Source organism: Streptomyces sp. NBC_01317 (assembly GCF_035961655.1).
Taxonomy (GTDB): domain Bacteria; phylum Actinomycetota; class Actinomycetes; order Streptomycetales; family Streptomycetaceae; genus Streptomyces.
In genome coordinates this window covers 1,724,518-1,738,435 of record NZ_CP108393.1, presented here as the reverse complement: position 1 = coordinate 1,738,435, position 13,918 = coordinate 1,724,518, and the positions used below count along the sequence as shown (strand labels likewise).

The window sequence follows — 13,918 nt, the reverse complement described above, 5'->3', positions numbered from 1 at the left end:
CCGGCCACTCCGCCCGGAAGATCAGACGACCGGCGGCAGCTTCCTGCCCGCCGTCCGCTCGTCCACCGACACCGGGTCCGGCTCCGCGTGCGGCGCGCACTCCGCGCGCCGCACCGGCGTCGTCCCCCGCAGCAGGTAGTCCTCCAGGTACCGGTTGACACAGGCGTTGTCGCCGCCCGCGATGCCGTGCGTCCCGGCGTCCCGCTCGGTCACCAGCACCGAGCCCGCCAGCCGCCGCTCCAGCTCCAGCGCCCCCTCGTACGGGGTCGCCGCGTCGCGCTCCGCCGCCAGGATCAGCGTCGGCGGCAGCTCACCCGGCCAGGTGCGGACGTCCACCGGCTGCTGCCGGGGCGCGGACCAGAAGGCGCAGGGGAGATTCATCCACGCGTTGTCCCACGTCTCGAAGGGGGCGGTTTCCGCGAGTTGGCTGTTGTCGCGGTCCCAGACCCGCCACTCCGTGGGCCAGGGCGCGTCGTTGCACTCGACGGCCGTGTAGACGGCGTTGCCGTTCTCGCCCTCCGCGGCGGCCCCCTCCCTCGGGGCCGCCTGCTCGACCAGCGGCTTCTCGTTGCCCTTCAGGTACTCGGAGAGCGCCGTGGCGCGCATCACCCAGTAGTCGTCGTAGTACCCGGCCCCGAGCATCGCCGCGTGCAGCTGCGCGGGACCGACCGTCCCGCCCGCCGGCTCGTGCGCGACCCTGGCGCGCACCCGCTCGTAACTGCGCGTCACCTGCTCGGCGTCGGTGCCCAGGTGGTACGTCGTGTCGTGCTTGGCCACCCAGGTACGGAAGTCGGCCCAGCGCCGCTCGAACGCCCGTGACTGGTCGAGGTTGTTGCCGTACCAGATCTGCCGGGGGTCGGGGTCGACCGCCGAGTCGAAGACCATGCGCCGGACGTGCGACGGGAAGAGCGAGGCGTACAGCGCGCCGAAGTACGTGCCGTACGAGGCGCCCATGAAGGTGAGCTTCTTCTCGCCGAGCGCCGCGCGCAGCACGTCGAGGTCACGGGCGTTGTTCAGCGAGGTGTAGTGCCGCAGGGCCGGTCCCGCGCTGCGGGCGCAGCCCAGCGCGTACGCCTGCGCCTCGGCGATCCGCTCCCTCTTGTACGACTCCGAGGGGTGCGTGGGGGACGGGGACGGCGCCTTGGCGAAGTCCGCCGGGTCCTGGCAGGAGAGCGGGGCGGAGCGGCCGACGCCGCGCGGGGCGTAGCCGACGATGTCGTACGCCTCGGCGATCCGCTTCCACTTCGGCAGGGTCGCGGCCATCGGGAAGTACATGCCGGAGGCGCCGGGGCCGCCCGGGTTGTAGACCAGCGCGCCCTGCCGGTCGGCTGCCTTGCCGCCTGCGAGGGCCCGGCTGACGGTGAGCTTGATGGCCGGCCCTTCGGGGTCGGCGTAGTCGAGCGGGACCTCGACCGTGCCGCAGGTGACCGGGGCGGGCAGCATCTCCGCCTTGGGGCAGCGGCCGAAGGCGATCCCGGCGTCGGCGGCCCGTTCGGCGGCGCGGATCACTCCGTGCGTCTCGGCGGTGAGGGTCTCGCGGGTGGTGGCCCGGGGGCCGCCGGTGTCGGCGCCGTCCGCTCCGTCCGCGGGGGCGGCGACGAGGGCCGACAGGACCAGGGAGCCCAGGGTGGTCAGAGCCCCGTACTTCACTACCGCTCGCATCGCGTTCCCTTCGTGCGTGCGGCCGAGGGGCCGGCCGCACGACCGAGGGTCGGCGGAGGGGCGGGGCGGGACAAGGACCGCCGGGCGGTGTCGGAGGCTATGACTCCGATGCGCGGTGGGGTCACTCCGGAGCACCTCCCGGGGTGCGGAAGCGCCCGGAGTGTGCGTGTACGCACTCCGGGCGCTCCCGCCCCCGTCCCCCCGCCCCCGTCCCCCCGCCCCCGTTCCCCTGCCCCCGTTTCCCCCCGGTCAGGAGCCGCCGCCCCCGCACCCCCCGCCGCCCCCACCACAGCTGGAGCTGGACCCTCCGCAGCTGGAACCGCCGCCGCAACTGGAGGCCCCGCCGTCCGAGCCTCCTCCGCCGCAGCCGCCGCTCGCGGCGCATCCCCCGCCGTGCCCGCCGTGCGACGAGCGGTCCGTGCTCGCCCCGCAGCCGGCGCCCGGCGTGGCGCCCGCGCACCAGGTCGTGACCGTCGCGGTCGCGATGGCGGTCGGCAGGAGGGCGTCCTCGGGCCTGACCCGCGAGGCCGCCCCCAGCTGCTGCCGCAACTCCTCGTCCGGCAGGGCCCGCAGTCCGCCGGTGGCGACCAGCCGGGCCGGGTCCGTGGAGGAGGGATCCCGGAGCGCGAAGTCCTTGAGGGCGGTCTGGCCCGCGCCGGTCAGCCGGCTCCTGGCCCGGCCCGCGCAGATCAGACCCACGAAGGCGCTCACGATCATCAGGGGCGGCAGGGCGAAGAGGGCCAGCGGGAGGCCGTCGCCGGGGTCGGAGTTCACGGTCAGCACAGCCGCCACGACAAACGAGAACGGCACCCCGATGACGCTCAGAATCCCCTGGATCAGCCCCCATCGCGCGTACGGCCTCGCCTCGGCCGGCGGTATCAGCAGGCCGCGCGCCGCGAGCGCGTCGCCGACCCGCTGGACGGCCTCGCCGCGCATCACGGCGCGGCGCAGTGTGTGCAGGGCGCCGCTGGGCGCGGTGGCGTGCTCCTGCATCACGGCCAGTTCGACGGCGTTGCGCGCGTCGGACGGGCGCAGCGCGACGATGCCGGGTCCGCCGACGGTCAGCCGGCCGTCGGCCTGCATCCCGGCGATCACGGCGTCCACGACCCGGCCGGGTCCTCCGGCGAGGAAGGCGCCCTCCAGGACGTCGTGGACGGGGGTGGGTGTGCCGCGTCCACGGAGCCGGACCACACCGCTGATCAGCAGGACGGAGGAGACGGCGACCGCGAGTGCGATCACCACGGGAAGAACGGTCATGGTCATTCACTTCCTCACGAGAACGGCACGGGCGGCGGCGCGGGTGGCGGCACGGACCAGACGGGTCGCCCGCCGCGGCGGGCGCGGGGCGGCGCGGTCCTTCCACCAGAGCGTCAGCCGCCGCCGGGCGGCGGCGTCCTCGGGCCGCCCGTCGATCAGCAGGTGCTCGGCGAAGTCGAGCGCGTCGCGGCGGTAGCCGCCGCGCAGCGGCCGTATCTGCGCGTACGCGAGGAACGCGGCCCGGTAGCCACCGCCGAGGATCTCCGGCAGCTCCGGAGCGAGCTTGGCGACCACCCCGGCGCGTTTGGCGGCGAGCGCCCGGCTCTGCACCCCAAGACGCCGCGCGTCGAACCCCTCGGGCGCGGGCGTACCCGCGACGAGCGCCGACAACAGGGCGGCCTGCTCCAGTGCGACCCGCGCCCGCACACCGTCCCCGGCGGCTTCGACGGAGCGCGGGGCCTCCCGCACTTCGCGTACGGGCCCGGCGAGCGTGCGACGGCCGTACGCCGCCCCGCCCTCCGCCGGGCCGCTGCCCGGGTCGGGCGACTCGGCGACGGGGGCGCCGGCGACAGCGTGCCGTTGTGCGGTTCCGCCAACGAGGTGCTGCGCATCGCCCTCCGCCGACGCGCTGCCCCGTGCGGGCGTCCCGGGGACGGAAGGTCCGGCCACGGCGTGGCGTTGTGCGGTTCCGCCTGCGAGGCGCCGCGCATCGCCCTTCGCCGGGCCGCTGCCCGGGGCGTGCGCCTTGGGGGCGGAAGCTCCGGCCACGGCGTGGCGTTGTGCGGGTTCGCCCGCCAAGTGCCGCGCGTCGCCCTCCGCGGAGGCGCCGCCCTGCACGGGCGCCTCCGGGACGGAGGCCCCGGCCGCGGCGGGCCGCCGCCGGTCTCCGCCGGCCGTGGCCGGCCCCGCCGCGATCGTCTCCCTGATCGCCGTCAGTTCACCGGCCAGTTCCGCCGCCGGCGGGAAGTCGTCGTCGCGTTCCAGGAGTACGCCGGGCGGTGCGACCCGGGCGCGCAGTTCCGCCAGGATGTCGAGGACGGGCTTGGTCACCGGATGGGCGTGGGTGTCGTGCCAGACACCGTCCCGCTCCAGGCCGCCCGCGACATGGACGTACGCGATCGCCTCGACCGGCAGTTCGTCCAGCGCCTTGACCGGGTCCTCGCCCCGGTTCACGTGGTTCGTGTGCAGGTTGGCGACGTCGATGAGGAGCCGTATCCCCGTACGCTCCACCAGCTCCGCCAGGAACTGCCCCTCGCTCAGCTCCTCGCCCGGCCAGGAGATCAGCGCCGCGATGTTCTCGACGGCGAGCGGCACGGGCAGCGCGTCCTGGGCGATGCGTACGTTCTCGCACAGCACCCGAAGCGCGTCCCACGTCCGCGGCACCGGCAGCAGGTGGCCGGCCTCCAGCACGGGCGACGCCGTGAGCGCCCCGCCGGCCCGTACGAACGCGATGTGTTCCGTGACCAGCGGGGCGCCCAGCGCCTCCGCCCGGGCCGCGAGGTCCGCCAGCCGCTGTACGTCGGGCCGGTCCGCGCCGCCCAGGCCGAGCGAGACACCGTGCGGAACGACGGTGACCCCGCGTTCCCTGAGCCGGACCAGCGCGTCGGGCAGATGCCCCGGGCAGATGTTCTCCGCGACCGCCTCGACCCAGTCGACGCCGGACAGCCCTTCGATCGCGTCCGCGATCTCCGGACGCCAGCCGATCCCCATCCCCAGCTGTGGTGTGCCGTTGCCCTTGCCCGGTGTGCCGTTGCCGTTCATGAAAATCCCCCTCCGCACTCCCGCGACCAGTTGCGGTGCAGGAGTAATGGCCCCGCCGGACGACGGCGAACCCGCGAAGGGGGACGTTCAGAGGTTGATTTGAGGTTCCGGGGTTACGGCTGTCCCACCCTTCTCACGGGCTCTCCCCGGCCGGGCTCTCCCCGGTCTCCGGCGCCGGACGGTTGGTGTTGATCGCCGTCGGCGCTCCGGGGCCCGTCGAGGGCCGGGACGTGAAGGACTGGTCGTCCCCGGTCGGCACCACGGCCGACGGCGACGGCGGGAGGTTGCCGTCCGGCGGCGGCGGTCCCGTGGGGCTGGCGGTCGCCGCGCCCGCCGCCTGGTTGGCGATGGCGTCGAAGTCGACCAGCCCGGTGGCTTCGAGCATGGTGATGTGGTCCAGGACCGTCTGGTTGGCGTCGCTGGCCAGCTGCCGTATCAGCGTGTTCCGCGTGCTGTTCCTGACCTGCGCGACCAGCGAGAAGACCTTTCCGTGCGCGGCGCGCAGCAGATTGGCGAACTTGATCTCGTAGTCCCTGCCGGTCGCGGCCGACAGCTCCCTGAGCCAGCCCTGCTGCTGGTCGTTGGGCTGGTTGGGCAGCTCCACGCCGAGCTTCGCCGCCACGTCACGGGCCCGCTTGTCGAGGTCCGCGTGACCGACCACCAGGTGGTCACCGCACTCCTTGATCGCCTGGCTGGGGGCGCGTTCGATGGCTTGCTGGCCGGCCGGCAGCTCCCAGAGCCCGGCCAGCCGCACCCGTATCAGGAAGTCACGGTCGGTCGCCGAGAGTGGCCCCCACTGGGTCGACACGCTCGACGCGTTGAGGTTGGCCTGGCCCGTACCTGAACGTTCGGCGTACGACCAGACGGGGAAGGCCAGCGCCCCGACCGTGGCGACCAGTGCCGCGATGATGAGCGCCGTACCGTTGATGCGTCGCAACAATGTGCTGCCTCCCGAGCCGATGTGTGCACCGCTGAACGAACCGCCGACCGACGGGGCCGTTCAACCTACGTGGCGGTACCGGGAGGTACGTAATCCGGGGGCGCGGTGTTCAGTCCCTCAGCGCCGGATGATCAGCGATCACGGTGCGGGAACCGGGCGCGATCTCCGTGAATCCGGCATCCAGGACGGCCGGCAGCCCGCCGGCGACGAGCCGGGCCCAGCGCTCCGGTCCCGCGGTGCGGACGGCGAGGGGGAAGCCGGCCTCGCGCCACTCCTTGCGGTCGGTGTCCGACAGGTCCCACCAGGCGAGTTGGGCGGCGTGGCCGGCCTGGGCCATCGCCTTGCCCGCCGACATCTCCACCTCGGGGTTCAGCCACAGCACGGGGTACGCGGGGTCGGGCGCGGGCGGCGGGTGGGGGTCGTCCAGGTCGGTGCCGGAGACCTGGAGCTTGGCCAGCTCCTTGGGCCAGCCGTCGAGGGGGATCGGCGGGAAGACCCGTACCTCGGCGGGGGAGCGGTCCGGGGTGGGCCCGGTGGCGGCATCGGCGCTGGTGGCGGCGTCGGTGCTGATGGTGGTGGCGATCTCGGCGCTCGCGCTGGTGGTCGTCAGGCCCGGCAGCGCCGACGCCTTCCGCCACTCCGCGCCGCGCGCCCTCCTGACCACCTTGCGGATCCGCGCGTCCTGCCAGTCCCGCATGGCGCGCGCCCACTCGCCCTCGTCCTCGCCCTCTCCCAGCGACCGCTCGTCGGAGAGCATGAAGAGCACCGCCCGCGCCGCCGTTTCCAGTGCGCCGGTACGGGTTGGGGGCGCGGCCTTCTCGATGTGGACGACCAGGGGCAGGACGTACTGAGGGGCGGCGTCCCGCTCGGTCGGCTCGTTCCTGAACGGATGGTCGGCTTGGGGATTCTCGGCTGGGGTGTTCAAGGCACTCTCGCTGCTCACGCGACCAGTCTGCCAGCCCCGTCCGGCAAGCCGGTTGGCGGAATGGATGCCTCCGCGCGACGATGCACGCCATGAAGAGCGATCTGTTCGGCACAGAGCACATGGCGCAGCAGGCGACCGTCCCCGGGATGACGCTTCAGAACGCCAAATCGATCAAGTACGCGGTCAACGGCGAGATGCACGCCCGCCAGGGTTCCATGATCGCCTGGCGCGGGAACCTCCAGTTCGAGCGCAAGGGCCAGGGCATAGGGGGCATGCTCAAGCGGGCCGTCACGGGGGAGGGCCTGGCGCTGATGGCCGTGCGCGGCCAGGGGGAGGCGTGGTTCGCGCACGAGGCGGAGAACTGTTTCATCGTCGAGATCGAGCAGGGCGACGCGCTCACGATCAACGGCCGCAACGTGCTGTGCTTCGACCCGACCCTCGCGTACGAGATCAAGACGGTGAAGGGCGCCGGCATGACCGGCGGCGGCCTCTTCAACAGCGTCTTCACCGGTTACGGCAAGCTCGCCGTCATCTGTGACGGCAACCCGCTCGTGATCCCCGTCACCGCGCAGGCGCCGGTGTACGTGGACACGGACGCGGTGGTCGGCTGGAGCGCGCACCTCAACACCTCGCTGCACCGCTCCCAGTCGGTCGGTTCGATGATCCGGGGCGGCTCGGGCGAGGCCGTGCAGCTGATGCTCCAGGGCGAGGGCTTCGTGATCGTACGGCCGAGCGAGGTCACGCCCGCCAAGACGGCCAGCTGACACGAGGGCCTGGCACCGGGGCCGGGGGTGCCGCGCGGGGGCGGGTTCCGGTCTCTCCCCGCGCACCCCGGTCCGTCGGGTCGTGTGGCTGGGTACGCTGGAAGGCATGGGAGACACGGGAGACCTGGGAGTCGCGGGAGAAGCGGCTACGGCGGAAGCGACGACCGCGCAGGAGATCACGTACGCCGAGTGTGTGCTGTGCCGGAAGCCCACCGAGTACCCGGAGACGGTCAAGGGCGCGACGCTCTGCCCCGTCTGCGAGTGGCAGGAAGCGCAGCGGATGGCCTGCTCGGGCTGACCTGACCCGACGTGCTTCGTTTCGTCAGTGCTTCATCAGGTCCGAGACCTTGACCAGGCGGTACCCGCGCTCACGCAGCTCCGGCACGATCCGCCGTACCGCGTCCTCCGTCACCGGCGCCGCGCTCCGCGTGCAGTGCAGCACCACCAGTGATCCCGGCTTCACCGCGTCGAGCACCTGCCGGGCGACGGCGTCCGCGTCTGTGGCGAACGCGTCGCCGCCCACCACGTCCCACTGCACTGCCGTCACCCGCGTCGGCGCGAGGGCGCGCAGCGCCGCCGCGTCGTAGCAGCCGCCGGGGAAGCGGAAGTAGGGCACGACGTGGCGCGCGCCGACCGACCGGAACGCGGTGAAGGCCCGCCTCACGTCCGGACCGATCTGCTTCTTGTCCAGCCGGGGCAGCCCGTAGCAGTCGCCGGCGAAGGAGTAGTGGCTGTACGAGTGGTTGGCGATCTCGAAGAGCGGGTCGTTGCCGATCTCGTGCGCCTGGGCCGGGTACTCCTCCGCCCACCGTCCCGTCATGAAGATCGTCGACGGGACTTCGAGGCGGCGCAGGAGGGCGATCAGCGCGGGGTTGTCGAACCGCTCGCCCTGGGCCGCCCGCATCCCCTGATCCGCCGTCATGTCCGCGTCGAAGGTGAGCGCCACGGTCTTCCCTGCGGCCTGGCCGCCGCGCCGGAAGACCGGCGTCAGGCCGCCGGGTCCTGGCGCGACGGTCGGAGGATGCTGGACCACGGCGTGCCTGGCCCGCGCGGCGGGGGTCGGGTTCTCGGCGGGTGAAGCCGAAGAATCGTTTCCGCAGCCGGCCAGGGTCAGGCTCAGGAGGACGCCGAGGAGGGTGCGCAGGGGTACGTATCGGATCATTCACGCAAAATATATGATCAACTGGTCAATTCGGTGGTGCGGCGTGAGAGACGGACAAATCAGCCGCCGGACGAGCCGCACCCCGGCCCGTCCGGCCATAGACGTCCTAGGGCGTGTCCGCAAAGTGGCGTCTGGCTCGCGGCGTCTGGCACGCGCGCTCGCGGCGTTGTCGGACCGAGCGAGTACATCCAGTACACGCTCGGTCCTCCGCCTTGCGATCGCACGCACCAGACGCCGCGAGCCCCGCCCTTCGGGCGAACGACCCCACTTTGCGGACACGCCCTAGCGCCAGGGCCCCGTGACCGCGAAGGTCGTCCCCGGCTTGTAGCAGTTCACGTACATCGTGTCGCCGTCCGGCGCGAAGGTGACCCCCGCGAACTCGCCCCACTCCGGCGCCTCCGGCGTGCCGATGTTCTGCGCGCCGCGCGCCACCGCGTACACCTCGCCGTGCCGTGTCACCCCGAGGACGTGCTGCGCGCCCCCGCCGTCCTCGCACACCATCAGCCCGCCGCTCGGCGCCAGGCAGATGTTGTCGGGGGACTCGCCCGGGAGCTGGACGTCCGTGTCGGGGCCGAACACGATCACCAGCGTGAGCCGGCGGCGCTCCGGCTCGTACTTCCACACCTGCCCGAAGTGGTCGGCGGCCGAGCCGATCGCGCGCTGCGCGAAGCTGGACACGAAGTAGACCGAACCGGCGCCCCAGTAGCAGCCCTCCAGCTTCTGCGCGTGCGTGATGCCCTTGCGCCCGAAGTCCTGGAAGCGGATGCCGGTCTCCTTCGCCGACGGGTCCGGCACGGGGACCCATTCGATACGGTCGAAGGTCGCGCCCGCCTCCTGGACGACCGACAGGTCCGGCACGCCCGGCACGCGCATGGCCTCCAGCGCGCCGCCCGCCCGGAGAGAACCGATTCCTCCACGCGGCTTCCGGGGCAGGAAGCGGTAGAAGAGCCCGAACGGCTTCTCGAACGCGTCCTCCGTCTCGTACACGATCCCGCTGTCCGGGTCGACGGCGATCGCCTCGTGCGCGAACCGGCCCATCGCGGTGAGCGGTACGGCGCCGGTGCGGCGCGGATCGTCGCCGTCCACCTCGAAGATGTAGCCGTGGTCCTTGGTGTAGCCGTCGGTCCCGGCCTTGGCCTCGGTCTCCTCGCAGGTCAGCCAGGTGCCCCAGGGGGTCGGCCCGCCCGCGCAGTTGACGGCCGTACCGGCGATGGCGACCCGCTCGCCGAGGACGTTGTTCCGGCCGTCCATCTCGATCGCCGTACACCCGCCCCTGCCCATCGGGTCGTAGGTGATGCCGGGGACGGACGGGACCGGGAAGCGGGCGTCGGCGTGGTTCTCGTGGTTCCGTACGAGATGGACGCGGCCGCGGTGGCCGGCGAAGGCGGCCATGCCGTCGTGGCTCCCGGGAACCAGGCCCTCGCCGGAGCGCAGCGGTTCGCCCTCCCGGGAGAGGACGGAGTAGCGGAACCCTTCGGGGAGGTCGAGCAGACCGTCCGGGTCGGGTACGAGGGGGCCGTATCCCGCGCGGCCCGGGGCGGACTCGCGGGTGGCCGTGGCCGCCGCGGCCGTACCGGTGAAGAGTTCGGACACCGCGCCGGTGAAGGCGATACCGGCGGCGGTGGCACCGGTGCGGGCGAGGATCTGACGTCGTGTCGCGGACATGAGGCAACTCCCTGCTGGCGGACAGGAGACGTGACCCGCATGTGTGTAGCACGTGCCGTGGGGCGCGTGAACCATGCGGGCCACGAGAGCCTCGTGTGTCGCGTGGGACGACCGGAAGCCGCCCTGACGGCGGCCGGATCGCAGCCCGGCGGCCGAAGGACCGCCACCGGGCGCCCCGGATGGCGGCCCCGGTCTGCCGGCCCGTCAGACGAGCTTGGCGCTCAGGGTGATGGTCGTGCCGGTGAGCGCCTGGCTGACCGGGCAGTTCGCCTTCGCGTCCTCGGCGGCGGCGACGAACGCCGCCTCGTCCACGCCCTCGACCTCGCCCTCCACCGTGATGTGGATGCCGGTGATGCCCGTGCCGGGGGTGAGGGTGACGTCGGCCTGGGTGGTCAGCTTGGTCGGCGGGGTGCCGGCCTTGCTGAGCCCGTTCGAGAGCGCCATCGAGAAGCAGCTGGAGTGGGCGGCGGCGATCAGTTCCTCCGGGCTGGTCCTGCCGTTCGCCTGCTCGGCGCGGGAGGCCCAGGTGACCGGCTGCTCGCTGATCCCGGAGGAGTCGAAGGTGATGAGGCCCTTGCCCTGGATGAGGTTGCCCTCCCAGACGGTGTGTGCCTGACGCGTAGCGGCCATGATGGAACCCTTCTGATCGGTCGTGCTGATGATCGGCGTGCTGATGGTCCGTCGTGCGGATCATCGTCCGTACTGAGCCGTGTGTGCCGTCGCCGTGTCCCGGCGGGTCGCGCGAGCGTCCCGCCCGATCGGCCACGGCTACGAGCCCACACCGACGAACCTACTGCGCCACCAGACGTTTTGCGTCCCGCGCCAGGGCCGTCAGCCGCGAGATCGCCCGGAAGTATTTCTTCCGGTAGCCGCCGTTCAGCATGTCGTCACTGAACAGCTGGTCGAAGGGGAGCCCGGAGGCGAGGACGGGGACCTCACGGTCGTACAAACGGTCGGCGAGTACGACCAGCCGCAGCGCGGTCGACTGGTCGGGCACGGCCCGTACGTCCGTGAGGCAGACCGCCCGCAGCCCCTCCGTCAGCGCGCCGTAGCGGCTGGGGTGGACCGTGGCGAGGTGCCCCAGCAGCGCGGGGAAGTCGTCGAGGCTCGCGCCCTCGGTGGCGTACGCGGTCTTGGTGACCTGTTCCTCGGAGTACGGAGGCGGCGCCTCGGGCAGGCCGCGGTGGCGGTAGTCGTCGCCGTCGATGCGCAGCGACCGGAACCGCGAGGCCAGCCCCTGGATCTCCCGCAGGAAGTCGACGGAGGCGAACCGTCCCTCACCGAGCTTGCCGGGCAGGGTGTTCGAGGTCGCGGCCAGGGCCACCCCGGCGTCGACCAGCTTGCCCAGGAGCGTCGAGACGAGCACGGTGTCGCCCGGGTCGTCCAGCTCGAACTCGTCGATGCACAGGACCCGGTGGCCGCCGAGGGTCCGTACCGTCTGCTGGAAGCCGAGCGCGCCGACCAGATTGGTCAGCTCCACGAAGGTGCCGAACGCCTTGACCTCGGGCGCGGCGGGCGTGGCGTGCCACAGGGACGCCAGCAGATGGGTCTTGCCGACGCCGTACCCCCCGTCCAGATAGACGCCGCGCGGCCCGGCCGGCGCGGCGGGCCTGCGGCCGAACCAGCGGCGCGGACCCCCCTGGCCCCCGCTCCCCGACGCGTGCGCCCCGCCGCCGAGACCCGCCGCGAAGGCGCTCAGGACCGTGACGGCCTCGGCCTGGCTGGGCTGCTCGGGGTCGGGGACGTAGGTGTCGAAACGTACGGAGTCGAAGCGCGGCGGCGGCACCATCTCCGCGACCAGCCGGTCGGCGGGGACGTGCGGTTCACGGGCGCACAGGGACAGCGGGACCACGTCGGACGCGGGGCGGCGTCCGGACGGGGGAGGGGAGGTCGACACAGCGGTCAAGTCTAATGGGGAGGCCGGAGGGGAGTGGCCGGGGCTGTCGGTCGTCGGGCGGGCGGGGGACGCCGGGCGGTTCGTATTTCAAGGGCCGGTGTCCAGCTGGAGGCCGGACACGATCCTGTGGGAACGAGGGGTGAGGCCACCCACGCCGCGCGCGCGTCCGCGACAAACACGGCGGCCCGTGGGCGGACGTGCTCCCGCGCGTGGTGCGGGACCGGGGCCGGGATAGCTTCGCGCGCATGGAACGACAATCGAGGAGACGTCGCGGCGCGGCGCCGCGACTCAACATCATCGCCCTGGTCTTCGCCCTGATCGGCGGCATATGGCTCGGTACGGGCACCGCGCAGGCGGCGTCCGCGATCTCCCCGATCAGCGCGAGCGGCCTCACCCTGCACCCGCTTCCGGACCAGACCCGGGCCGTCGACGGGCTGTCGGCGAACCCCGACCTGAAGGCGCAGTCCTTCGCCGACCTCACGGGCACGGGCACGGCGGGCAAAAACGGCCTGTGCTATCCGGCCCCGTTCAATCCCGGGGTGAACGCGGACGGCTACTGCTGGAACAACACGGCCGACGACGCGGGGACCAACGACTGGTTTCCGCAAGGACTGTCGCTGGCTCACAACAGGACCACCGACGGCGTCTGGGGCGGTCACCACTGGGAGGTGACGTCCTGGCACTACGGCTCGGACAACACCCTGGCCAAGCTGCGCTTCGTCGACCGTGACGCCACCACCCCGCGCTACTTCGACGTCCTGCTGGTCACCGCGGGGAGCGGTGGCGCTTTCAGTGCGACGAACAGCCATGTCGACGGCGTCGTCTGGTACGGCGACAACCTTCTGGTCGGGCACGGGTTCCGGCTGGACGTGTACCAGCTCCCCGACCTGAAGTACGACTCCGCCGGTTTCCATGGCTTCTCCTACCTTCTCCCGGCGCGCTACTCGTACCTCACGGCCTCCGACCCTTCCGAGAAGGGCTGCGTTCCCCTGACCGGGGACATCCCGTGCCTGAACGGACTGAGCTTCGACCGGGCCCACGGCGCCCTGACGTCCAACGAGTTCAACGCCGGCGCGTCGGGCGGGCGGCTGATCCGCTGGCCCCTCGACCTCACCACCGGTCTGCCCGCCACCACCGACGGGTCGGACTTCGGCCGGAGCGACGCGACCGCCGCATGGTCCTCGCCGGTATGGGGGATGCAGGGAGCCGTGTTCGCGCAGGGCAGCTTCTTCATCAGCGGCCTGTGCCCCGACAGCTTCGACACCGGCTACCGGGAGAGCGCCTGCGTCCACGAGGGCGAACCCGGCGGGGGGACCTCGGTCCTGACCGCCGTCCCCGACATGACCCAGAACCTCGACTGGGACGCCTCGGCCCGCCGCATCCACGGCGTGAACGAGGTCGGCCGGAGCAACCAGGTGATGCCGCAGCGGATGGTGTTCGACTTCGCGCCGTCCGCCGCACCGCTGAGCACGGTGCGCTTCAAGAACGTCAACAGCGGCAAGTGCCTGCTGCCGTACCACTCCAGTCTCAACAACGGGGCGAACGTCATCCAGTGGGACTGCAACGGCAAGAGTCCGGAGAACTGGTACTGGGACGGCGACCGGATCCGCAACTTCCAGAGCAACCGGTGTCTGACCGTCTACGGCGGCAGCCTCACCCAGGGGGCCCAGATGGTGCAGTGGGACTGCAACGGCAGTGCGGCCCAGGACTGGACACGGGTGACAGGGGCGGCCGGCGGCGGCTCGATACTCGTCAACGGGATCAGCGGCCAGTGCCTGACCGTCTACGGCGGCAGTGTCGACAACGGCGCGGACGCCGTGCAGTGGGACTGCGACTCCACCGATCCCGCTCACTCCTGGGTCGGTAGCAGCACCTGAGCCAGGGC

General features: G+C 72.5%; 12 protein-coding genes. 3 read left to right on the top strand and 9 right to left on the bottom strand.

Translation table 11 applies throughout. The annotated features are described in order from the left end of the window. Positions 1-21 precede the first annotated feature (21 nt). The 5 genes from OG349_RS07390 to OG349_RS07370 all read right to left on the bottom strand — a co-directional run bounded on the left by OG349_RS07390 (position 22) and on the right by OG349_RS07370 (position 6,563). On the bottom strand, positions 22-1,662 hold the full coding sequence (locus OG349_RS07390) for an alpha/beta hydrolase (protein ID WP_327233838.1): 1,641 nt from the start codon (positions 1,660-1,662) through the stop codon (positions 22-24). A gap of 249 nt (positions 1,663-1,911) precedes the next feature. Further along, complete coding sequence (locus OG349_RS07385; RefSeq protein WP_327233837.1) at positions 1,912-2,919, bottom strand: TIGR04222 domain-containing membrane protein; 1,008 nt, start codon at positions 2,917-2,919, stop codon at positions 1,912-1,914. Between the two features lie 6 nt (positions 2,920-2,925). After that, entirely contained in the window at positions 2,926-4,680 is a 1,755-nt protein-coding gene (locus tag OG349_RS07380) for a DUF692 domain-containing protein (RefSeq protein WP_327233836.1), read from the bottom strand. Between the two features lie 133 nt (positions 4,681-4,813). Next, positions 4,814-5,617, bottom strand: coding sequence for a DUF4142 domain-containing protein (locus OG349_RS07375; protein ID WP_327233835.1), 804 nt, complete (start codon positions 5,615-5,617; stop codon positions 4,814-4,816). A 112-nt stretch (positions 5,618-5,729) separates the two neighbouring features. After that, on the bottom strand, positions 5,730-6,563 hold the full coding sequence (locus OG349_RS07370; protein ID WP_327233834.1) for a peptidyl-tRNA hydrolase: 834 nt from the start codon (positions 6,561-6,563) through the stop codon (positions 5,730-5,732). A gap of 71 nt (positions 6,564-6,634) precedes the next feature. Between OG349_RS07370 and OG349_RS07365 the strand changes: the two genes are divergently transcribed. Both OG349_RS07365 and OG349_RS07360 read left to right on the top strand, forming a co-directional pair. After that, positions 6,635-7,309: an AIM24 family protein gene (locus tag OG349_RS07365; RefSeq protein WP_327233833.1), complete on the top strand. Its 675-nt coding sequence runs from the start codon at positions 6,635-6,637 to the stop codon at positions 7,307-7,309. A gap of 106 nt (positions 7,310-7,415) precedes the next feature. After that, positions 7,416-7,607: a hypothetical protein gene (locus OG349_RS07360; protein WP_327233832.1), complete on the top strand. Its 192-nt coding sequence runs from the start codon at positions 7,416-7,418 to the stop codon at positions 7,605-7,607. Positions 7,608-7,631: 24 nt separating this feature from the next. On the opposite strand, the gene OG349_RS07355 is transcribed toward OG349_RS07360, so the two are convergent. From OG349_RS07355 to zapE, 4 genes are all read right to left on the bottom strand, one after another. Further along, entirely contained in the window at positions 7,632-8,471 is an 840-nt protein-coding gene (locus tag OG349_RS07355; RefSeq protein WP_327233831.1) for a polysaccharide deacetylase family protein, read from the bottom strand. 282 nt (positions 8,472-8,753) lie between these two features. Next, positions 8,754-10,136: an alkaline phosphatase PhoX gene (locus OG349_RS07350; protein ID WP_327233830.1), complete on the bottom strand. Its 1,383-nt coding sequence runs from the start codon at positions 10,134-10,136 to the stop codon at positions 8,754-8,756. A 204-nt stretch (positions 10,137-10,340) separates the two neighbouring features. Further along, positions 10,341-10,766, bottom strand: coding sequence for an OsmC family peroxiredoxin (locus tag OG349_RS07345; protein ID WP_327233829.1), 426 nt, complete (start codon positions 10,764-10,766; stop codon positions 10,341-10,343). Between the two features lie 160 nt (positions 10,767-10,926). Beyond that, on the bottom strand, positions 10,927-12,033 hold the full coding sequence (gene zapE, locus OG349_RS07340) for a cell division protein ZapE (RefSeq protein ID WP_327233828.1): 1,107 nt from the start codon (positions 12,031-12,033) through the stop codon (positions 10,927-10,929). A 245-nt stretch (positions 12,034-12,278) separates the two neighbouring features. Here zapE and OG349_RS07335 point away from each other — a divergent pair, with 245 nt between their 5' ends. Continuing rightward, on the top strand, positions 12,279-13,910 hold the full coding sequence (locus tag OG349_RS07335; RefSeq protein WP_327233827.1) for an RICIN domain-containing protein: 1,632 nt from the start codon (positions 12,279-12,281) through the stop codon (positions 13,908-13,910). The last annotated feature ends 8 nt before the right edge of the window (positions 13,911-13,918 follow it).

Coding starts and splice junctions, on each gene's coding strand:
- OG349_RS07390 (WP_327233838.1), bottom strand. CDS start 1,662: ATGCGAGCGGTAGTGAAGTACGGGGCTCTGACCACCCTGGGCTCCCTG.
- OG349_RS07385 (WP_327233837.1), bottom strand. CDS start 2,919: ATGACCGTTCTTCCCGTGGTGATCGCACTCGCGGTCGCCGTCTCCTCC.
- OG349_RS07380 (WP_327233836.1), bottom strand. CDS start 4,680: ATGAACGGCAACGGCACACCGGGCAAGGGCAACGGCACACCACAGCTG.
- OG349_RS07365 (WP_327233833.1), top strand. CDS start 6,635: ATGAAGAGCGATCTGTTCGGCACAGAGCACATGGCGCAGCAGGCGACC.
- OG349_RS07360 (WP_327233832.1), top strand. CDS start 7,416: ATGGGAGACACGGGAGACCTGGGAGTCGCGGGAGAAGCGGCTACGGCG.
- OG349_RS07355 (WP_327233831.1), bottom strand. CDS start 8,471: ATGATCCGATACGTACCCCTGCGCACCCTCCTCGGCGTCCTCCTGAGC.
- OG349_RS07350 (WP_327233830.1), bottom strand. CDS start 10,136: ATGTCCGCGACACGACGTCAGATCCTCGCCCGCACCGGTGCCACCGCC.
- OG349_RS07345 (WP_327233829.1), bottom strand. CDS start 10,766: ATGGCCGCTACGCGTCAGGCACACACCGTCTGGGAGGGCAACCTCATC.
- OG349_RS07335 (WP_327233827.1), top strand. CDS start 12,279: ATGGAACGACAATCGAGGAGACGTCGCGGCGCGGCGCCGCGACTCAAC.